Annotated in this window: 1 protein-coding gene and 1 pseudogene; both read right to left on the bottom strand. The window is 74.5% G+C overall.

Annotated features, from left to right (window positions below; genetic code table 11):
- Nucleotides 1-20 precede the first annotated feature (20 nt).
- The gene (locus KLI87_RS30665) at nucleotides 21-11,756 is read right to left on the bottom strand and encodes a type I polyketide synthase (RefSeq protein WP_214619840.1); all 11,736 of its coding nucleotides are present in this window, start codon (nucleotides 11,754-11,756) and stop codon (nucleotides 21-23) included.
- 35 nt (nucleotides 11,757-11,791) lie between these two features.
- Nucleotides 11,792-23,359: pseudogene (locus KLI87_RS40525) on the bottom strand (type I polyketide synthase); the annotation flags it as partial.
- Nucleotides 23,360-23,375: the final 16 nt, after the last annotated feature.

The raw sequence follows: 23,375 nt of genomic DNA, 5'->3' as shown, positions 1-23,375 counted from the left end.
GGTGGTCGGTGAATCGGCCGTCATGTCGAGGCCCGGCCGAGGTCCTTGTCGATCAGGTCGAAGATCTCGTCGGCCGTCGCGGAGCCCAGCACGTCCGTGTCCTCGTCCGTATCGGGTGCCGCGGCGGCGCCGCCGAGCCCGGACAGCAGCGCCCGGAGCCGCGCCTCGACGCCGAGCCGCCCGGCCTCCTCGGCGCCGACGGCCGCGAGCGCCTCCTCCAGCCGGTCCAGCTCGGCGAGGACGGGCGGGGCCGCGTCCCGGGCGACGGCACCGGCGAGGTGTTCCGCGAGGGCGGTGGGCGTCGGATGGTCGAACACGAGCGTCGCGGGCAACCGGAGCCCGGTGGCGGCGCCCAGGCGGTTGCGGAGCTCGACCGCTGTGAGGGAGTCGAAGCCCAGCTCTTTGAACGCGGCGCCGGTGTCGATGGTGCCCGGCGTGGGATGCCCCAGGACGGCCGCGACCTGCCCCCGGACGAGGTCGAGCAGGGCCCTGAGCCGCGCTTCGGGTTCGAGCCCGGCGAGCCGATCGGCGAGGGGAGCGGCCCCCGCGTCGCCCCCGGCGGCCCGGGCCGGTGCCCGGACCAGGCCGCGCAGCACCGGCGGCAGCAGCCCGGCGGCGGCCTGCGCCCGCAGCGCGCGAACGTCCAGCCGGGCCAGGGCCGTCACGTCCCCCCCGAGCGCGACGGCGGCGTCGAAGAGCGCGAGGCCCTCGTCGTCGGTGAGCGGCAGCAGCCCGCCCCGGCCCACCCGGTCGAGGTCGCCCGAGCCGAGGTGGCCGGTCATCACTCCGGCCCGCTGCCACAGGCCCCAGGCGAGGGAGGCGGCGGGCAGCCCGTGCGCGTGCCGATGGCCCGCCAGCGCGTCGAGGAAGGCGTTGGCGGCGGCGTAGTTGCCCTGCCCCGCGGTGCCGAGCGTCCCGGTGAGGGACGAGAACAGCACGAACGCGGACAGGTTCAGGCCGCGGGTGAGGGTGTGCAGGTTCCACGCGGCGTCGACCTTGGGAAGCAGGACGGCGTCGACGCGTTCCGGGGTGAGCGAGCCGATGGTGCCGTCGTCGAGGATCCCGGCGGCGTGCACGACCGCCGTGAGCGGACGGTCGGCGGGCAGGGAGGCCAGCAGGGCGGCGAGCGCGGCGGGATCGGCCGCGTCGCAGGCGGCGACGGCCGCCTCCGCGCCGAGCCCGGCGAGGGCGTCCACCAGCTCGGCCGCGCCCGGCGCGTCCGGACCGGACCGGCTGACCAGCAGCAACCGCCGGACCCCGTGCTCGGCCGCCAGATGCCGGGCGACGAGCCCGCCGAGCGCACCCGTCCCACCCGTGACCAGCACCGTCCCGTCCCCGAACGACGCCCGCACGGCACCCGCGCCGCCCCCGGTGTCCGCGCTGTTCGCGCCGGTCGCCTCCTCCGCTGGCCGGGCGACGAGGCGCGGTACCCGGAGCTCGCCGTCGCGGACCAGGATCTGTGGCTCGCCGGTGGCCAGGGCTGCCGCCACCGCCTCCGGAGACGGGGTGTCGAGATCGAGCAGCACGATCCTTCCCGGTTCCTCCGCCTGGGCCGAGCGGACCAGGCCCCACACGGTCGCGGCGGCCGGGTCGCCGACGTCGTCGCCGGGGTCGGCGGCCATGGCCCCCCGGGTCACCACCACCAGCCGGGACGCGGCGAAGCGGTCGTCCGCCGTCCACTCCTGCAACACGGCGAGCACGCGGTGTGCGAGGTCGCGGGCACGGTCCGGGACTTCCACGGCCCCGGAAGCGGCGGGGAGGAGGACGGCCTCGGGTACGCTCGCCCCTGCGGTGACGGCCTCGCGCAAGGCGTTCAGGTCGGCGTACGGCTCGGCGTGGGCGATGGGCGGCGGGGCTGGGTCCCCCGTTCCGATTCGCGCCCAGCGTCCGGGCCGCGCGCCGGGCGGGGCGACCGCCCGCGTCCACTCCAGGTGGAACTGGGACCGGCCGGCCCCGCGCGGGTCCGTGAGCTGCCCGGCCGCGATCGGTCGGGTCGCCAGCGATCCCACGGTGGCGACCGGCCTCCCGGTCGCGTCCGTGATCGACAGGGACACGGCGTCCCCGCCCGCGGGGGAGACGCGCACCCGAAGAGGCCCGCCCGACCCCTGCGCGTGGAACGTGACGTCGTTCCACGCGAAAGGCAACCGGATCTCCGCGATCTCGTCCGAGGCCAGCCCGGCGGCGTGCAGCGCGGCGTCGAGCAAGGCCGGGTGAAGGCCGAATCCGAGGGGGGCGGTGTCCTCGGGGAGCGCGACCTCGGCGCAGAGGTCGGCGCCGTCGCGCCAGGCGGCGCGCAGGCCCCGGAAGAGCGGGCCGTAGTCGTGGCCCGCGGCGGCGAGGCGTTCGTACCGGTCGGCGACCTCTATGGGGACCGCGCCAGGCGGCGGCCACGGGCCCCGGCTCGGCCGTGGCGCATTCTCGGCGGGTCCGGCGAGGAGGCCGTCCGCGTGGTGGATCCACTGGTCGTCCGGCGCGTCCTCGGGCTTGGAGTGGAAGGCCACGGTTCGTCGCCCGTCGTCTTCGGGCGCGCCGAGGGTGAGCTGGATCCGGACGCCGCCCGTTTCGGGGATGATCAACGGTGCGGCCAAGGTCAGCTCTTCGAGGCGGGGCAGGCCGGCGTGCTCGCCCGCGTGCAGCGCGAGGTCGACGAACGCGGTCCCGGGGAGCAGGACGGTTCCCGTGACGGCATGGTCGGCGAGCCAGGGATGGGTGTGGAGCGAGAGGCGTCCGGTGAACAGCGAGCCGCGTCCGCCGGCGAGTTCGACTCCCGCGCCCAGGAGCGGATGGGTGGTGGCGCTCAGCCCCGTCGAGGTGACGTCGCCCGAGCGGACCGGCGGCTCGATCCAGTAGCGCTGGCGTTGGAAGGGGTAGGTGGGGAGTTCGGTGTGTCGGCCGTGTTGGCTGTGGGTGTGCCAGGTGATGGGTGCGCCGTGGGTGTGGGCGGTGGCGAGTGCGGTGGTGAAGGTGTGGAGGTCGCCGTGGTCGCGGCGCAGGGTGCCGATGGCGGTGATGTCGGGGGTGGTGTCCTGGATGGGTGCGGTGAGGACGGGGTGGGGGCTGGTTTCGATGAAGAGGGTGTGGCCGTCGTCGGTGAGGCGGTGGATGGTGGGTTGGAACTGGACGGTGTGGCGCAGGTTGCGGTACCAGTACTCGGCGTCGAGCCCGGTGGTGTCGATCGGTTCGCCGGTGACCGTCGAATAGAACGGGAGGTCGGCGGGGCGGGGGCTGATGCCGGCGAGCGCGTCGAGGATCGGGGCGCGAAGTCGTTCGACGTGGTGAGAGTGCGAGGCGTAGTCGACGGGGACGCGGCGCGCGTGCACCCCCCGGGTCTCGCAGTCGGCGAGGAGTTGCTCGATGGCGTCCGCGTCGCCGGAGACGACCGTGGTGGCGGGTCCGTTGACGGCGGCGATCGACAGACCGGGGGTGAGCAGGGCGCCGGTGTCGTCGGCGGGCAGGGAGACCGAGGCCATGGCGCCGGTTCCGGCGAGGGCGGTGAGGGCCTTGCTCCGCAGCGCGATGACCTTGGCGGCGTCGTCGAGGGAGAGGGCTCCGGCGATGTGGGCGGCGGCGATCTCGCCCTGGGAGTGGCCGATGACGGCGTCGGGGTGGACGCCGTGGAAGTTCCACAGCCGGGCCAGGGAGACCATGACGGCGAACAGGGCGGGCTGGACGATGTCGACGCGTCCCAGGTCACGGGTGTCGGCCAGGACCTCCATGAGGTTCCAGTCGGTATGCGGGGCGAGGGCGTCGGCGCAGGCGTGGACGGCCTCACGGAACACCGGGGAGGTTTCCAGGAGGCCGACGGCCATGCCCGTCCACTGGGAGCCTTGGCCGGGGAACACGAAGGCCGTCTTGCGGTGGTCGCGGGCGGTGCCGCGGATCAGACCCGGTGTCTCGTCGCCGTGCGTGAGGGCGTCCAGCCCGGCCAGCAGCTCGTCGCGGTCGGTTCCCAGCACGACCGCGCGGTGCTCGAAGCGGCTGCGGCCTGCCAGGGAGTTCGCGATGTCGAGGAGACCGTCCTCGGGCCGTCCGGTGACATGGGTGCGGAGCCGTCCGGCCTGGGCGCGCAACGCGTCCTCGCTCTTCGCCGTCAGCAGCCACGGCACCACGCCCGCCTCGGGTGGGCTCGCCGCCCGCACGGACCCGGCGGACGGGGCCTGTTCGATGATGACGTGGGCGTTGGTGCCGCTGACGCCGAACGAGGAGACGGCCGCGCGGCGCGGGCGCCCGTTCTCCTCCCACGGGACGGCCTCGGTGAGCAGCCGCACCGCCCCCGAGCCCCAGTCGACATGCGGGGTCGGTTCGCCCGAGTGCAGAGTCGGGGGCAGGAGTTCGTGGCGCAGCGCCATGACCATCTTGATGATCCCCGCCACCCCCGCCGCGGCGGCCGTGTGTCCGATGTTGGATTTGATGGAGCCGAGCCAGAGGGGGTGGTCGCGGTTGTGTCCGTAGGTGGTGAGGAGGGCTTGGGCTTCGATGGGGTCGCCGAGGGTGGTGCCGGTGCCGTGTGCTTCGACGGCGTCGATGTCGTGGGGGGTGAGGTGGGCGTTGGTGAGGGCTTGGTGGATGACGCGTTGTTGGGAGGGTCCGTTGGGTGCGGTGAGGCCGTTGCTGGCGCCGTCCTGGTTGACGGCGGATCCGCGGATGACGGCCAGGACGGGGTGCCCGTTGCGCTGCGCGTCCGACAGCCGCTCGACCAGCAGCATTCCCGCGCCCTCGCCCCAGCCGGTGCCGTCCGCGCCGGCGCCGAACGAGCGGCATCGGCCGTCGGGTGACAGCCCGCGCTGCCTGCTGAACTCCACGAACAGCGCCGGGGTCGGCATGACCATGGCGCCGCCCGCCAGCGCGAGGTCGCACTCACCGCTGCGGAGCGCCTGGCCGGCCAGGTGCAGCGCCACCAGTGAGGACGAGCAGGCGGTGTCGACGGTCATCGCCGGGCCCTCAAGACCGAACGTGTAGGACAACCGGCCGGACGCGACGCTCGTGGCGTTCCCCGTCATCAGGTAGCCCTCCAGCGACTCCGCCGCCTCGTGGATGCGGGGCGCGTAGTCCTGGGAGACCACGCCGGTGTAGACGCCGGTGGCGCTTCCGCGCAGCGAGGCGGGGTCCAGGCCCGCACGTTCCACGGCCTCCCACGCCGTCTCCAGCAGCAGCCGCTGCTGCGGGTCCATCGCGGCGGCCTCGCGGGGGGAGATCTCGAAGAACGCCGGGTCGAACAGGCCGGCGTCGTACAAGAATCCGCCCTGGGTGGTGTACGTGGTGCCGGGATGGTCGGGATCGGGGTGGTAGAGGCGGTCGAGGTCCCAGCCCCGGTCGTCGGGGAACGGCCCGATGGCGTCGGTCCCGCTGGCGACGAGCGTCCACAGGTCTTCCGGCGTGTCGGCCCTCCCGGGGTAGCGGCAGGCCATGCCGATGATGGCGAGGGGCTCGTCTCCGGCGGCGGCCGTGGCCGCGCGGACGCCGCGTCCCGACGCCGCTTCGGCCCCCGCTTCGGCCCCCGCGGCCTCGGTGAGCAGGTGGGAGGCGAGAGCGGCGGGCGTGGGATGGTCGAAGACGAGGGTGGCGGGCAGCCGCAGGCCGGTGGCGGTGTTCAGCCGGTTGCGCAGCTCCACGCCGGTCAGCGAGTCGAACGCGAGGTCCTTGAACGACCGGTCCGCCGCGATCGCGGTGGCGGAGGAGTGCCCGAGGACGGCGGCGGCCTGCGTGCGCACCAGGTCCAGAGCCGCGCCGTGCCGTTCCGCCTCCGGCAGGCCGGCCAGCAGCCGCGCGAAGGACGAGGACGAGGCGCCGGCCTCCGCCGCGGCCGTCCGCCGGGCCGGCGCGGACCGTGCGAGGCCGCGCAGGATCGGCGGCACCGCGCCTCCGGGGCCGGCCGCGCTTCCGGAGGACGTCGCGCCGCCGAGGCGGGCCGGGACGGCGCTCGCCCGCCCGCGCGCCAGGGCCGCGTCGAGGAGGGCCAGTCCCTCGCCGGCGGACAGCGGGACGAGCCCGGCGCGGGTGATCCGTGCGGTGTCGGCCCGCCCCAGGTCCCGCGTCATGCCGCCGCCGGTCGCCCACGGGCCCCAGGCGAGGGAGAGGGCGGGGAGGCCGTGTGCGTGCCGGTGTTGTGCGAGGGCGTCGAGGAAGGTGTTGGCGGCGGCGTAGTTGCCCTGGCCGGGGTTGCCGAGGGTGCCGGCGAGGGAGGAGTAGAGGACGAACGCCGACAGGTCCAGGTCGGCGGTGAGTTCGTGCAGGTGCCACGCGGCATCGACCTTCGGACGGAGCACCGCGTCGAACCGCTCCGGGGTCAGGGTCGCGAGCGTGCCGTCGTCGATGATCCCCGCGGCGTGCACGACCGCGGTCAGCGGATGGGCGTCCGGCACCGCTGCCAGCAGCCGGGCGAGCGCCTCCCGGTCGGCGACGTCGCACGCGGCGACGGTGACCTGCGCGCCGAGCGCGGCCAGCTCGTCGGCCAGCGCCGGGTCCGCCCGGCCCCGGCGGCCCGCCAGGAGCAGCCGTCGTGCCCCGTGCCCCGTCACCAGGTGCCGCGCCACCAGGCCGCCGAGGGCACCGGCGCCGCCGGTGACCAGGACCGTGCCGTCGGGGTCGAGCGGTGCCGGGAGGGTGAGGACCACCTTGCCGACATGCCGCGCCTGTCCCAGATGCCGGAACGCCTCCGGCGCCTGGCGCAGGTCCCAGGTGGTGACGGGCGGTGGCCGCAGGACGCCGTCCTCGAACAGGGACAGGACTTCGGCCAGCATCTCGCGGATGCGGTCGGGTCCGGCCTCGTTGAGGTCGAACGCCCGGTACTCGACGCCCGGATGGGCGCGCCGGACGTCCTCGGGGTCGCGCACGTCGGTCTTGCCCATCTCGGCGAACCGTCCTCCGCGCGGCAGCGTCCGCAGCGAGGCGTCGACGAACTCGCCCGCGAGGGAGTTCAGCACCACGTCGACCCCGCGGCCTCCGGTGGCCGACAGGACCTGCTCCTCGAAGCCCAGCGTTCGGGAGGACGCGAGCCGGTCGCGGCCGAGGCCGAGCGGGAGCAGCGCGTCCCACTTGGCGGGGCTCGCCGTCCCGAACACCTCGGCGCCCAGATGCCGGGCGAGCTGGACGGCCGCCATGCCCACGCCGCCCGCGGCGGAGTGGACGAGCACGGACTCGCCCCGGCGGAGCCGGGCCAGATCGCACAGCGCGTAGTAGGCGGTGAGGAAGGCCACCGGCACGGAGGCGGCTCGCGCGTACGACCACGAGCGGGGGAACCGGGCGACCAGCCTGTGGTCGGTGACCGCGATCGGCCCCAGCGCCCCGGCGAACAGGCCCGTCACTCGATCGCCCGGGGACAGGCCGGTGACGTCCGGGCCGACGGCGAGGACGACGCCGGCGCCCTCGCTGCCGGGCAGTGCCTCCCCCGGGTACACGCCCAGCGTGATCATGACGTCGCGGAAGTTGAGGCCGAACGCGCGCATCCGCACCCGAACCTGCCCCGACCCCAAGGGTTCGTCCGGCGCCGTGGGAACGACGGCCAGGTCGCCGAGGGTCCCGGCCCCGCCGGCCTCCAGCCGCCACCCGGGCTCCGGCGGCGGCGTGAACCCGCCGTCGGCGGCGGCGCGGACGAGGCGGGGCGCGTACGCCGCCCCGGCCCGGACTCCGAGCTGCGCCTCGCCCGCGGCGAGGGAGGCGGTGAGCAGCGCGGGCAGTGCCTCCCACGACGCTTCGGAACCGTCCACGTCGGCCAGGAGCAGCCTGTCCGGGTTCTCCGCCTGGGCGGTGCGGACCAGGCCCCAGAGCGGTGCGGAGTGCAGGCCGGGGACGTTCTCACCGCCGAGGACCTGCACGGCGCCGCGCGTCACCACGGCCAGGCGGGAACCGGCGAACCGCTCGTCGGCGACCCAGTCCCGGATGACGCCCAGGACGCGCTGGAGCAGCGGCCGGACGTCCTCGTGGCCTTCCGCCGCACACGGCAGAAGGACCAGGTCCGGGGGGCCGTCGACGAGCGAGCCGAGGTCGGGGTCGTCGGGGTCGAGAACGGCGGCCTCGGCGCCGCCCGCTTCCGCGGCGGGAAGCGGAGTCCAGCCGACGTGGAACAGCGAATCGTGGTGCGCGGGGCGGGGGGCGAGCTGATCGGCGCCGACGGGCCGCACGGTGAGGGACTCGACCGTGGCCACCGGGGCGCCCGCCGGATCGGTGAGGCTCAGCGACAGCGTCCGCGTTCCCGTGGGCGACAGGCGCGCGCGCAGAGCGCTCGCTCCGGTGGCGTGCAGGGTGACACCGGCCCAGGTGAACGGCAGGAGGACCGCCGGCCCCGGTGCCTTCGACGCGGCGTCGCCCACCGCGAAGGCATCGGCGCCGAGCGCGTGCAGGGCGGCGTCGAGCAGCGCGGGATGCAGGCCGTAGCCCGTGCCGTCGACACCGTCGGGCAGCGAGATCTCGGCGTGGACGTCGTCCCCGACCCGCCAGGCGGACCGCAGCCCGCGGAACGCGGGGCCGTAGCCGACGCCGATCTCCTCGAAAAGCTCGTACAGATCGCTTGTGTCGAGGCGCTCCGCACCGGGTGGCGGCCACGCGGCGACGTTCGCCCCGTCCTCCGCGTGCGATGCGTCTGGCGCGTCTGGTGTGTCCGGGCCCAGGAGTCCGGAGGCGTGCCGCGTCCACGGGTCGTCGGACGCGGCGCTCTCCGGGCGCGAGTGGACGCCGACCGCTCGGCGCCCTGACCCGTCGGGGCCCTCGACCCGGACCTGCACCTGGACCCCGCCTTCGTCCGGCAGGATCAGCGGCGCCTCCAGTGTCAGCTCCTCGATCCGCCCGCAGCCGACCTGGTCGCCCGCCTGGATCGCCAGCTCCACGAAACCCGTCCCCGGAAGCAGGACGGCGCCGTGGACGGCGTGGTCGGCCAGCCACGGATGCCCCTGCGCGGAGAGGCGGCCCGTCAGCAGCAGCCCATCGGCCCCGGCCAGGCCGATCACCGCACCGAGCAGCGGATGCCCGGTGGGAGCGAGCCCCGCCGACCGCGCGCCGGCGACCGGGGCCCCCTCGCGGATGCGGTAAGGGCGGCGCTGGAACGGATAGGTGGGCAGCTCCACCCGCCGTGCCCCCGGCCCCGCCGCCAGCTCCGGCCAGTCGGGCGCCGCGCCGTGCACGTGGAGGCGGCTCATCGCCGTCATGAGGTCGTCCACCTCGGGACGGTCCCGCCGCCGCGTCGCAACCAGCACCGCCGAGTCGGCCGCATCTCCCAAGCACTCGTGAATAAGTGGGGTGAGTGTGGCGTTTGGTCCGATTTCGAGGTAGTGGGTGACTCCCTCTGCCTCCAGCGTCACGACGCCCTGGTGGAAGTGGACGGTGTCGCGGATGTGGCGGGTCCAGTAGTGGGGTGTGGTGAGGTCGGCGGGGTCGGCGATTCGTCCGGTCAGGTTCGACACGATGGGGATGGTGGGTGGGTGGTAGGTCACGGCTTGGGCGGTTTGGTGGAATTCGTTGAGGATGGGGTCCATGTGGGGGGAGTGGAAGGCGTGGTGGACGTGGAGTTTTTTGGTGCGGTGGCCTTGGTTGTTCCATTGGCGGGCGATGGTGGTGACGGTGTCGGTGTCGCCGGAGATGACGGTGGTGGTGGGGCTGTTGATGGCGGCGATGGCGGCGGTGGGGTGCTGGTTGAGGGTGGTGGCGAGGGCGTCGGCGGGGGCTTGGATGGAGATCATGGCGCCGTCGGTGCTGGTGGTTTGCATGAGTTGTGCGCGTGCGGTGACGAGTCGGGCGGCGTCGGGGAGGGTGAGGATGCCGGCGATGTGGGCGGTGGTGAGTTCGCCGATGGAGTGGCCGATGAGCAGGTGGGGGTGGATGCCCCAATGGGCGAGGAGGTGGGTGAGGGCGGTTTGGTAGGCGAAGAGGGCGGGTTGGGTGTAGGTGGTGTGGTTGAGGCGGGTGGGGTCGGGGTCGAACATGACGTCTTGGATGGGGTGGTCCAGGTGCGGGTCGAGGTGGTGGGCGATGTCGTCGAGGGTGCGGGCGAAGGCGGGATAGGTGGTGTAGAGGTCGTGGCCCATGCCGGGACGTTGACTGCCCTGCCCGGAGAACACGAACGCGATTCGCCCCGGTACGGCGCCGCCGAGCACGGCGTCGCTCTCTGACGCTCCGTCGGCCAGGGCCTCCAGTTGCGCGAGGCCCCGGTCCCGACTGGTGGCGAGGACCACCGCCCGCCGGTCGAGGACCGCGCGGGACGTGGCCAGGGAGAACCCGATGTCGGCGGGCTCCAGGTCGGGCCGGTCCGCCAGGAAGCTCCGCAGGCGGCGGGCCTGGGCCCGCAGCGCCTCGTCGTCCTGAGCCGCGATGACCCACGGCACCGGCGTCGCGCCGGGCGCCTCCGACTCGGCGGCCTCCTCCACCGGTTCGGTGGCCGGGGCTTGTTCGATGATGACGTGGGCGTTGGTGCCGCTGACGCCGAAGGAGGAGACGCCCGCCCGCCGGGGGCGTTCGCCCTGGGGCCAGGGGATCGGTTCGGTCAGTAGCCGTATGGCTCCGGAGTCCCAGTCCACGTGGGGGGTCGGCTCGTCGGCGTGCAGGGTCTTGGGGAGCAGGCCGTGCCGCAGCGCGAGCACCATCTTGATGACACCGGCGACCCCGGCGGCGGCCTGGGTGTGTCCGATGTTGGATTTGATGGACCCCAGCCACAGCGGACGGTCACGGTCCTGCCCGTAGGCGGCGAAAAGCGCCTGGGCCTCGATGGGGTCCCCGAGGATGGTGCCGGTGCCGTGTGCTTCGACGGCGTCGATGTCGTGAGGGGTGAGGCGGGCGTTGGCGAGAGCCTGCCGGACGACGCGTTCCTGGGAGGGCCCGTTGGGTGCGGTGAGGCCGTTGCTGGCGCCGTCCTGGTTGATCGCCGACCCGCGGACGACCGCCAGGACGGGATGCCCGTTGCGCTGCGCGTCCGACAGCCGCTCGACCAGCAGCAGGCCGACACCCTCGCCGAAGCCCGTGCCGTCCGCGCCGGCCGCGAACGACCGGCACCGGCCGTCGGGCGACAGCCCGCGCTGCCTGCTGAACTCCACGAACAGGCTCGGCGACGCCATGACCGTCACCCCGCCCGCCAGCGCGAGATCGCACTCGCCGTCGCGGAGCGACCGGACGGCCAGGTGCAGCGCCACCAGCGAGGACGAGCAGGCGGTGTCCACCGTCACCGCCGGGCCCTCAAGACCGAACGTGTAGGACAACCGGCCGGACGCGACGCTCGTGGTGTTCCCGGTCAGAAGGTGGCCCTCGACCTCCTCCGGGACGTCCGGCAGCCTCGGCGCGTGCTCCTGGGCGATGGCGCCGACGAACACCCCCGTGCGGCTGCCGGACAGGGAGAGCGGGTCGAGGCCGGAGCGCTCGAAGACCTCCCAGGCCGCCTCCAGCAGCAGCCGCTGCTGCGGGTCCATCGCCGCCGCCTCGCGCGGGCTGATCCCGAAGAGGCCCGCGTCGAAATGGTCGGCGTGGCGCAGGAACCCGCCGTGCCGCGTGTACGTCCGGCCGGGGCGGTCGGGATCCGGGTCGTAGAGGTCCCCGACGTCCCAGCCCCGGTCGGACGGGAACGGCGAGATCCCGTCCGCGCCGTCGGCGAGCAGCCGCCACAGTTCCTCCGGGCTCTCCGCGTCTCCGGGATACGAGCAGGACATCCCGACGATCGCGATCGGCTCGGCATCGCGGGCCTCGATCTCGCTGAGCCGCCTTCTCGCCTGCCGCAGGTCGGTCATCGCCCGCCTGAGGTAGTCGCGCAGCTTCTCCTGGTCGTTCATCTGGGATCGCATCTCTTCGCCCCGTCGGGTCCGTCCGGTCATCGGCTTCAGGGTGTTCCGAGTTCCCGATCGAGGGCGTCGAACAGCTCCTCGTCGGTCGCCGGCACGAGGTCGTCGCCGGCGGGGTCCGGCGGGTCCCCGCCGCCCCACTTCCACAGGAAGGCCCGGAGCCGCGGGCCTATCCGCGCCTGCGCCTCCTCGTCCCAGTCCAGGCCCGACAGGGCGAAGTCGAGTTCGTCGAGCCGGGTCAGCACGGGCGGTGCGGCGGTCTCCCCTGGGAACAGTTCGTCCCGCAGGTAGGAGGCGAGCGCGGCGGGCGTCGGACGGTCGAACACGAGCGTCGCGGGCAGCCTGAGCCCGGTGGCCGCGTTGAGCCGGTTGCGGAACTCCACGGCGGACAGCGAGTCGAAGCCCAGCTCCTTGAACGCCCTGTCCTCCCGGACGGCCTCCGGTGCGGCGTAGCCGAGGACGGCGGCGCTCTCGGCCCGGATCAGCGTCAGCAGCGCGTCCCTCCGCTCGTGCTCGGGCAGCGCGGTGAGCCGTTCGCGCAGGTCCCGCTGGTTCGCCGCGGTCGCGGACCCGGCGGTGCGGCGGGCGGGCGCCCTGGCCAGGCCGCGCAGGAGCGCGGGGACCGGCTCCCCTCGCGGCGCCGCCGTGTTCAGCGGCAGGGGCAGGAGCAGCGTCTCGTCCCGGGTGAGCGCGGTGTCGAAGAGGGCGAGGCCCTGCTCGTTGGTGAGGGGGGCGAAGCCGGTGCGGGCCAGCCGCTCCCGGTCGGCGTCGCCCAGGTGGCCGGTCATCCCGCTGGCCTCCGTCCACAGACCCCAGCCCAGCGATTGCGCGGGCAGGCCGCACGCTCCGCGGTACTGGGCGAGAGCGTCCAGGAAGGCGTTGCCCGCCGCGTAGTTGGCCTGCCCCGGCGTCCCGAGTGTGCCCGCCGCCGAGGAGAACAGGACGAACGCGGCCAGGTCCAGGTCGCGCGTGAGCTCGTGCAGGTTCCAGGCCGCGTCGATCTTCGGCCGCAGTACGGACTCCAGCCGCTCCGCCGTGAGGGACGTCAGCACGCCGTCGTCGAGGACCCCGGCGCAGTGCACCACCGCCGTCAGCGGGTGCTCCGCCGGGACGGACTCCAGGAGCGCGGACGCGGCGTCCCGGTCGGACACGTCGCACGCGACGATCGTGACCTCGGCGCCCAGCGCGGCGAGGTCGCGGCGCAGCCGCTCCGCGCCCGGGGCGGCGGGGCCGCCGCGTCCGGCCAGCAGCAGGCGCCGGACGCCGTGCCGGGCGATCAGGTGCCGGGCGAGCAGGCCGCCGAGGGTGCCGGTGCCGCCGGTGACGAGCACGGTCCCGTCCGGGTCGAGCCCGCGCGGCAGCGTCAGCGCGACCTTGCCGATGTGCCGGGCCTGGCCGAGGAAGCGGACCGCGTCGGGCGCGCGGCGCACGTCCCATGCCGTCACCGGTAGGGGGCGGATCGCGCCGCTCTCGAAGAGCTCCCCCAACTCGGTGAGCATTTCCTGGATGCGCTCCGGTCCCGCGTCCAGCAGGTCGTACACCTGGTAGGACGCGCCGGGGTGCGCGGTGGCGACCTCGTCGGGGTCGCGGACGTCGGTCTTGCCCATCTCCAGGAAGCGGCCCCCGGGCCCCAGCAGCCGCAGGGACGCGTCGACGAACTCCCCGGCGAGCGAGTTCATCACGATGTCGACCCCGCCCTCGACGGCGGTGACGGCCCGGAAGCGCTCCTCGAACTCCAGGGTGCGGGACGAGGCGACGCGGTCGCCGGTGAGGCCCTGGGCCCGCAGCGTGGGCCACTTGGGCGGGCTCGCCGTACCGAGCGTCCGCAGGCCCCAGTGCCGCGCCAGCCGCAGGGCGGCCAGGCCGACCCCGCCCGTGGCGGCGTGCACGAGCAGCGTCTCGCCGGGCCGGGCGCGCGCCAGGTCCACCAGGCCGTAGTAGGCGGTGAGGAAGACCACCGGCGCGGACGCTGCCTCGGCGAACGTCCAGCCCCGGGGCATCCGCGCGACCAGGCGGCGGTCGGTCAGCGTGACGGGGCCGACGCCCGCCGCCATCAGCCCCATCACCCGGTCGCCCGGGGACAGGTCCATCACCCGGGAACCGGTTTCCAGGACCACCCCTGCCGCCTCGCCGCCGAACGGGCGGGCGTCGTCGGGGACCATGCCCAGCGCGAGCAGCACGTCGCGGAAGTTCAGCCCCGACGCGCGCACCGCGATGCGCACCTGGTCCGGTCCGAGCGGCGCCTCCGCCTCCGGGTTCGGGTCCAGCGACAGGCCCTCCAGCAGGCCGTCGCCGGTGAGGTTCAGCCGCCATGCCTCCGTGTCCACCGGGATCTGGAGCGCACCCGGTGCGGCCCGCCGCGCCAGGCGGGGCGCGTGGTGCCGCCCCTCGCGGAGCGCGAGCTGCGGCTCGCCCGCCGCCGCGACGCCGACGGCCCCGGCGACGGCCCCGGCCGAGGCGTCGGTGCCGTCGCGGTCGAGGAGCACCAGCCGATCCGGGTTCTCGCTCTGCGCGGTGCGGATCAGGCCCCAGACGGCGGCGTGCGCCAGGTCCGCGGGACGCTCACCGGCGTGAACGGCGACCGCCCCCCGCGTCAGGACGACGAGCCGCGCGGCGGCGAACCGCTCGTCGGCGAGCCAGTCCTGTACCAGCCGCAGTACGCGCCACACCGTCTCGTGGGCGGCGGCGACCGGGTCGTCGCCGCCACCACCGTCCAGCGCGGCGATGACGACCTCCGGCACCGCCTCCGCCAGGGAGTCGAGGTCGGGATGAATTTCGCCGTGCAGTCCGGACGGGTCCAAGCCGGGGCCGTCGAGGAGCGCGGGGACGGTGCCGGGGGCCGCGTCCGCGGGGACCGGGACCCATTCCAGCCGCAGTAACGCGTCCTGCTTCGGAGGCGGCGTGAGCCCGCCGACGGGCACCGGCCGCGCGATCAGGGACTCGACCGTGGCCACCGGGGCCCCGGCGGGATCGGCGAGGGTGATCGACACCGTCTCCGCGCCGGTGCGCGACAGGCGCGCGCGCAGCGCCGTGGCGCCGGTGGCGTGCAGCGCGACACCCGACCAGGAGAACGGCAGGCGCGGCACGGTGGCGTCGTGCGCGAGCGGGTGCAGTGCCGCGTCCAGCAGCGCGGGATGCAGGCCGAACCCGGTGGTGCCGGTGTCGGCGGCGCCGGTGTCCGGGAGCGCGATCTCGGCGTAGACGTCGTCGCCGTCATGCCACGCGGCCCGCACGCCCTGGAAGGACGGCCCGTACTCCAGGCCCAGCTCCGCCAGCCGGAAGTAGAGCCCGTCCGGATCGAGGGGCTCGGCACCCGGAGGCGGCCACGAGGTCAGTTCACCGCCGGTCGCCGCGGCCGGGGAGAGCACCCCGGCCGCGTGCCGGGTCCAGGCGTCGTCGGGCTCGTCACCGGGCCGGGAGTGGACGGCGATGGCGCGCCGCCCGTCCTCGCCGGGTGCGGCTACGGCGACCTGGACCAGCACCGCTCCGCCGCTCGGAAGCGGGAGCGGGTTCTCCAGGACGAGTTCGTCCACGCGGGCGCAGCCGACCTCGTCACCCGCCCGGACCGCCAGCTCGACGAACGCGGCGCCGGGGAGGAGGGTGGTTCCGGTGACCGTGTGGTCGGCCAGCCAGGGGTGGGCATGCAGGGAGATTCGCCCGGTGAACACCACGGTGTCGTCCTCGGCCTTTCGCACGGCCGCGGCGAGGAACGGGTGCTCGACCGGGGTCTGTCCCAGCGCGGTCGCGTCACCGGCTCCTGCGGGCCCGTCGATCCAGTAGCGCTGCCGCTGGAACGGGTAGGTGGGCAGGTCGATGGGACGTCCGGTCAGGAGCGGCGTCCAGTCGACGGGTGCGCCCCGGGTGTGGGCGGTGGCGAGTGCAGTGGCGAAGGTGCGGAGGTCTCCGTGGTCGCGTCGCAGCGTGCCGGTCACGGTGGCGGCTCCGGTGGCGGCTCCGGCGGTGGCGATGTCCTGGACGGGGGCGGTCAGTACGGGGTGCGGGCTCGCCTCGACGAAGAGGGTGTGCCCGTCGTCGAGCAGGCGCCTGACCACCGGTTCGAAGCGGACCGTGTGGCGCAGGTTCCGGTACCAGTACTCGGCGTCGAGCGTGGTGGTGTCGACCGCTTCGCCGGTGACGGTCGAGTGGAAGGGGACGGTGGCGGGACGCGGGACGATGCCGGCGAGGCCGTCGAGGAGTTCCGCGCGGAGCCCCTCGACGTGCGCGGAGTGCGAGGCGTAGTCGACGGGGACGCGGCGGGCGTGGACGCCCTGGTCCTCGCAGGTGGCGAGGAGCCGGTCGACGGCGTCGGCGTCGCCGGAGACGATCGTGGTCGCCGGGCCGTTGACGGCGGCGACCGACAACCCGGGGACGAGGTGCTCCCGGGTCCGGTCGGCGGACAGGGAGACCGAGGCCATCGCGCCGGTTCCGGCGAGTGCGGTGACGGCCCTGCTCCGCAGCGCGATGATCTTGGCGGCGTCGTCCAGGGTCAGGGCTCCCGCCACATGGGCGGCGGCGATCTCTCCCTGGGAGTGGCCGATGACGGCGTCGGGGTGGACGCCGTGGTGGCGCCACAGCCCGGCGAGGGAGACCATGACGGCGAACAGGGCGGGCTGCACGACGTCGACGCGCTGGAGCGCGTCGGCGCTGCCCAGCGCCTCGATCAGCGGGACGTCCAGGTGGGGGGCGAGGGCGTCGGCGCAGGCGTCCAGGCCGTCGCGGAACACCGGGGAGGCGTCCCGCAGGTCGAGGGCCATGCCGGTCCACTGCGAGCCCTGGCCGGGGAACACGAACGCGGTCTTGTGGTGGGGACGGGCGATGCCGCGCACCACGTGGGGCGACTCCCGGTCGTGGGCGAGGGCGTCCAGCCCGGCCAGCGCCTCCTCCCGGTCGGCGCCGAGGACCACCGCGCGATGATCGAGGGACGCCCGGGTGGTCGCGAGGGACAGGGCGAGCGATTCCGGCTCCTCCTCCGCCAGCCCGCGGATACCGGCGGCGCGGGCGCTGAGGGCCGTCTCGTCCTGCGCCGATATCACCCAGGGCGTCACCGCCGGCGCCGCGCCGGGCTCCGGGGCCCGGCCGCTCTCGTGCGCCGGGGCCTTGCCGTCCTCGTGCGCCGGCGCTCTGCCGTCCTCGGGCGCCGGGGGCTCCTCCAGGATGAGGTGGGCGTTGGTTCCGCTGATGCCGAAGGAGGAGACGGCCGCGCGGCGCGGGTGCCCGTTCCGCTCCCACGGCACCGGTTCGTGCAGTAGCCGCACCGCCCCGGACTCCCAGTCGATATGCGGGCTCGGCTCCTGCGCGTGCAGGGTCTGGGGGAGTGTGCCGTGCCGCATCGCCATGATCATCTTGATGACGCCGGCGACTCCGGCGGCGGCCTGGGTGTGTCCGATGTTGGATTTAATGGAGCCGAGCCAGAGGGGGTGGTCTCGTTCCTGTCCGTAGGTGGCGAGGAGGGCTCCGGCTTCGATGGGGTCGCCGAGGGCGGTGCCGGTGCCGTGCGCCTCGACCGCGTCCACGTCGCCGGGCCCGAGTCCCGCGCCCGCGAGGGCCTGCCGGATCACCCGCTGCTGGGCCGTCCCGCTGGGAGCCGTCAGGCCGTTGCTCGCGCCGTCCTGGTTGATCGCGCTGCCCGGGACGACCGCGAGGACGGGGTGCCCGTTGCGCCGGGCGTCCGAGAGCCGCTCCACCAGCAGCAGTCCCGCGCCCTCGCCCCAGCCGGTGCCGTCCGCGGCGGCGGCGAACGCCTTGCACCGGCCGTCCGGGGACAGCCCGCGCTGCCTGCTGAACTCGATGAAGGTCGCGGGCGTGGCCATGACCGTCACGCCTCCGGCCAGGGCCAGGTCGCACTCGCCGTCGCGGAGCGACCGGGCGGCCAGGTGCAGCGCCACCAGCGAGGACGAGCAGGCGGTGTCCACCGTGACCGCCGGGCCCTCCAGACCGAGGGTGTAGGCGATCCTCCCGGACGCGATGCTCCCCGCACTGCCGTTGCCCAGGTATCCCTCGAACTCGTCGGGCGACCGCCCCAGGTACAGCCGCGCGCCGTAGTCGTTGTACATGACGCCGGTGAAGACACCGGTGCGGCTGCCGCGTAGACCGGCCGGGTCGATCCGGGCCCGTTCGACGGCCTCCCAGGCGATCTCCAGCAGCAGCCGCTGCTGCGGGTCGATCGCGGCGGCCTCCCGGGGCGATATGCCGAAGAAGGCGGCGTCGAACCGGTCGGCGTCGTGCAGGAACCCGCCGTGGCGGGCGTAGGTCCTGCCCGTTTGTTCCGGGTCGGAGTCGTACAGCGCGTCGACGTCCCAGCCGCGACCGGCGGGGAACGGGCCGATGGCGTCGGTGCCGCCCGCGACCAGCTCCCAGAGGTCATCGGGGGTGGCGACCCCGCCGGGGTAGCGGCACGCCATACCGACGATCGCGATCGGCTCGCTCGCGTCCGCCGCGGCCTTCACGGCCGTCACCCGCGCGCCGGGCCAGGAGGGTTGGCCGACGGTCTCGTCCCGGATGCGGCGGGCCAGGTCGGCGGGGGTCGGGTGGTCGAACACGAGCGTGGCGGGCAGCGTCCGCCCGATGGCGTCGCCCAGCCGGTTGCGCAACTCGACGGCTGTCAGCGAGTCGAAGCCGAGGTCGTCGAACGCCTTGGCGGTGTCCACCGTCTCCAGGCTCCGGTGCCCCAGGACGTCCGCGACCTGGGCCCGCACCAGATCGAGCGCGGCGCGATGCTGCTCGGCCTCCGGGAGCCTGAGGAACCGCTCGCGCCATCCTTCCGGTGCCGTCCGGCGGGGCGCCGGGGCCGGGACGAGCCCGCTCAGCAGCGCGGGCAGCCGCGCCGCCCCGGCCTGGGCGCGCAACGCCGCCATGTTCCAGCGGACCGGGACGAGCGCGGCCGGGCCCGCCGCCAGCGCGGCGTCGAACGACTCGGTCCCCTCCCGCGCGGTCAGCGGGACGACACCTGAACGGCTTAGCCGGGCGAGGGCGATGGCGTCCAGATCGCCGGTCATGGCGCCGGGCTGCTCCCACAGGCCCCAGGCGAGGGAGAGGGCGGGGAGGCCGTGTGCGTGCCGGTGTTGTGCGAGGGCGTCGAGGAAGGTGTTGGCGGCGGCGTAGTTGCCCTGGCCGGGGTTGCCGAGGGTGCCGGCGAGGGAGGAGTAGAGGACGAACGCCGACAGGTCCAGGTCGGCGGTGAGTTCGTGCAGGTGCCACGCGGCATCGACCTTCGGACGGAACACCGCGTCGACGCGCTCGGGGGACAGCGACGTGAGGACGCCGTCGTCGAGGACTCCGGCGGCGTGCACGACACCGGTCAGGGGACGCTCGTCGGGAACGGACCTCAGCAGCGCGGCCAGCGCGTCACGATCGGCGGTGTCGCAGGCGGCGACCGTCACATGGGCGCCGAGCGCGGTCAGCTCCTCCACGAGGGCTCCGGCGCCCTCGGCTTCCGGACCCCGCCTGCCGGCCAGCAGCAGGTGCCGCACGCCGTGCCCGGTCACCAGATGGCGGGCGATGACCCGGCCGAGCGCGCCGGTACCGCCGGTCACCAGAACGGTCCCCTCCGGGCGGAACGCGTGAGCCGCGGCTTCCCCTCCGGTCCGCTCGATGTTCGCGCGGACGAGCCGGGGGACGTATGCGCGGCCTTCCCGGAGGGCGATCTCGGGCTCCCCGGTGGCGAGCGCCGCGGGGATCGCCAGCCGGGAGGCATCGGAGCCGTCGACGTCGACGAGCACGACCCGGCCGGGGTTCTCGGCCTGCGCGGTCCGCACCAGCCCCCAGGCGGCCGAGGCGTTCAGGCCCGGGCGCTCCCCGTCCTCCGCCGCGACGGCGCCACTCGTGACGATCACCAGCGGGGCCCCGGGCGGGTGCTCGCCCGCGAACCACTCGTTCAGGACGCGCAGCGCCTCGCAGGTCACGGCGCGAGCCCCGGCCGGCCCGGCGTCGCCACCGGACGCCAGCGTGACGAGCGACGCCTCCGGCACGGTCGCGGCGGGGTCGGTCGCGATCGGCTCCCAGCGCACCCCGAACAGCGTGTCCTCCGAAGCGCGGGACGGGATCTGCTCCGCCGTCACCGGCCGTACGGTCAGGGACTCGACGGTGGCGACGGCGCCGCCGTCGGTGTCGGTGACGCGTAGCGCCACGGTGTCGTCTCCGATGCGGGACAGGCGGACCCGCAGGCGGGCCGTCCCGGCGGTGGCCAGGTCGACGCCGGTCCAGGCGAACGGAACCCGCGGGGATGTGGCGTCATGCGCGGCGGCGTGCAGTGCCGCGTCCAGCAGGGCCGGGTGCAGGCCGTATCCGGAGGTGTCGAGGCCGTCCGGCGCCTCCACCTCGGCGAAGACGGCGTCATCGGTCAGCCAGGCGGCGCGAAGGCCCTGGAAGGCGGGCCCGTGGTCGAGACCGAGCCCGGCGAGCCTGACATGGAGCGCCTCCAGATCGACGGCCTCGGCGCCGGGCGGCGGCCATGCCCCCTCCGCTCCGGCCGGTGGCGCGGTCTCCTCGGGCGCCGCCAGGGCCCCGACGGCGTGGCGGGTCCAAGGGCCCTCATCGGACCGGGAGTGCATGGTGATGCGGCGCCGTCCCGCGTCGTCCGGGGCGGTGACGGCGAGCTGGATCTGGACGGCACCGGTGCGCCCGAGCACGAGCGGCGCTTCGAGGGTGAGGTCCTGGACGCGGCGTGACCCGACGAGTTCACCGGCGTACAGGGCGAGCTCCACCAGGGCGGTGCCGGGAAGCAGGACCGTGCCGTGGACCGCGTGGTCGGCGAGCCACGGGTGGCTCTGAGCGGAGAGGCGGCCGGTCAGCAGCAGCCCGCCGTCCTCGGCCGGTTCCACCGCGGCGCCCAGCAGCGGGTGCTCGGCCGCGCCCAGGCCCGCCGTGGTCACATCACCACCGGCCGGTGCGTCGAGCCAGTAGCGCTGCCGCTGGAACGGGTAGGTGGGCAGGTCCGTCCGCGAGCCGGGCAGAAACGTCGGCCAGTCCACCTCCACCCCGTGGACGTGCGCTGTGGCGACGCCCGTGACGAGGGTGCGCGGCTCGGGCTGGTCGCGGCGTTGCAGAGGGATCACCACGGCGCCGGAACCGGCGTGCTCGTCCAGGATCTCCTGGACGAGGGGGGTGAGTGTGGCGCTGGGTCCGATTTCGAGGTAGTGGGTGACTCCTTCTGCTTCCAGCGTCACGACGCCCTGGTGGAAGTGGACGGTGTCGCGGATGTGGTGGGTCCAGTAGTGGGGTGTGGTGTGGTCGGTGGGGGTGGGGAGGTGTCCGGTGGTGTTGGGGACGATGGGGATGGTGGGTGGGCGGTAGGTGATTGTTTGGGCGGTTTTGTGGAATTCGTCGAGGATGGGGTCCATGTAAGGGGAGTGGAAGGCGTGGTGGATGTGGAGTTTTTTGGTGGGGTGTCCTTGGTTTTGGAAGTGTTGGGCGATGGTGGTGACGGTGTCGGTGTCGCCGGAGATGACGGTGGTGGTGGGGCTGTTGATGGCGGCGATGGCGGCGGTGGGGTGCTGGTTGAGGGTGGTGGCGAGGGTGTCGGCGGGGGCTTGGATGGAGATCATGGCGCCGTCGGTGGCGGTGGTTTGCATGAGTTGTGCGCGTGTGGTGATGAGGTGGGCGGCGTCGGGGAGGGTGAGGATGCCGGCGATGTGGGCGGCGGTGAGTTCGCCGATGGAGTGGCCGATGAGGAGGTCGGGGTGGATGCCCCAGTGTTGGAGGAGTCGGGTGAGGGCGGTTTCGAAGGCGAACAGGGCGGGTTGGGTGTAGGTGGTGTGGTTGAGGCGGGTGGGGTCGGGGTCGAACATGACGTCTTGGATGGGGTGGTCGAGGTGGGGGTCGAGGTGGTGGGCGATGGTGTCGAGGGCTTGGGCGAAGGCGGGGTAGGTGTTGTAGAGGTCGTGGCCCATGCCGGGACGTTGGCTGCCCTGCCCGGAGAACACGAACGCCGTCCGGCCTTCCCCGGCCTTGCCGCGCGTCACGTTCGCCGCGCTCTCTCCACGGGCCAGAGCCTCAAGGCCGGATAGGGGATCTTCGTCGGCGCCGATGGTGACGGCCGCCCGATGGTCGAACGTCCTGCGGCCGACAGCCAGGGAGTGGGAGACGTCCCACGGGCTCACGTCCGGGTGCTTCGCGGCGAAGGCTCGCAGTCGGTCCGCCTGGGCCCGCAGCGCGTCGTCGTCCCGGGCGGAGATCAGCCAGACGGTGGGGGCGGGTCCGGTCGCCGCAGGTTCCGGACCGGGCTCGGTGGCCGGGGCTTGTTCGATGATGACGTGGGCGTTGGTGCCGCTGACGCCGAAGGAGGAGACGCCCGCCCGCCGGGGGCGTTCGCCCTGGGGCCAGGGGATCGGTTCGGTCAGTAGCCGTATGGCTCCGGAGTCCCAGTCCACGTGGGGGGTCGGCTCGTCGGCGTGCAGGGTCTTGGGGAGCAGGCCGTGCCGCAGCGCGAGCACCATCTTGATGACACCGGCGACCCCGGCGGCGGCCTGGGTGTGTCCGATGTTGGATTTGATGGACCCCAGCCACAGCGGACGGTCACGGTCCTGCCCGTAGGCGGCGAGAAGCGCCTGGGCCTCGATGGGGTCCCCGAGGGTGGTGCCCGTGCCGTGCCCTTCGACGGCGTCGACGTCGCCGGGGGCGAGCCCCGCGCTGGACAGCGCCCCTTCGATCACCCTCCGCTGGGCGGATCCGTTGGGAGCGGTGAGCCGGGCGCTGGCGCCGTCCTGGTTGACGGCCGACCCGCGGACGACCGCCAGGACGGGATGCCCGTTGCGCTGCGCGTCCGACAGCCGTTCGACCAGCAGCAGGCCGACACCCTCGCCCCAGCCGGTGCCGTCCGCGCCGGCGCCGAACGCCCTGCACCGGCCGTCCGGTGACAGCCCGCGCTGCCTGCTGAACTCGATGAAGGTCCGCGGGCTGGCCATGACCGTCACCCCGCCCGCCAGCGCGAGATCGCATTCGCCGTTGCGGAGGGCCTGGGCGGCCAGGTGCAGCGCCACCAGCGAGGACGAGCAGGCGGTGTCCACCGTCACTGCCGGGCCCTCAAGACCGAAGGTGAAGGCCACCCGGCCCGAGGCGATGCTTCCCGCGCTGCCGCTGGTCAGGTACCCCTCGAACGCCTCGGGGGCCCGAGGGAGCCGGGCGGCGTAGTCGTTGTACATGATCCCGGTGAAGACGCCGGTGCGGCTGCCGCGCAGGCCGGACGGGTCGACCCCCGCCCGTTCGACGGCCTCCCAGGCGGCCTCCAGCAGCAGCCGCTGCTGCGGGTCGATCGCGAGGGCCTCGCGCGGGCTGATGCCGAAGAACTCCGGATCGAAACCGGCCGCGTCGTGCAGGAAGCCGCCGTGGCGGGTGTAGGTCGTGCCCGGCCGTTCCGGATCGGGATCGTAGAGCGCCTCGACGTCCCAACCCCGGTCGGACGGGAACGGCGAGATCGCGTCCGTGCCGGCCGCCACCAGGTCCCACAGGTCCTCGGGGGAGGCGACCCCGCCCGGGTAGCGGCAGCTCATCGCCACGATCGCGATGGGTTCCCGCCGGGCCGCCTCGGCTTCGCGGAGCCGTCCGCGGGTCGTCCTGAGATCGGCCGTGACCCGCTTGAGGTAGTCCCGGAGCTTCTCCTCGTTCGCCATGCGGTGTCGGTCCCTT

The organism is Actinomadura sp. NEAU-AAG7, from assembly GCF_018603865.1.
GTDB lineage: Bacteria > Actinomycetota > Actinomycetes > Streptosporangiales > Streptosporangiaceae > Spirillospora > Spirillospora litoris.
Note: the sequence above shows the minus strand (reverse complement) of the source record. Positions and strands in the feature narration are given on the sequence as shown.

Excerpts from the sequence above, each read along its gene's own strand:
- KLI87_RS30665 (WP_214619840.1), bottom strand. The coding sequence starts at position 11,756 with ATGCGATCCCAGATGAACGACCAGGAGAAGCTGCGCGACTACCTCAGG.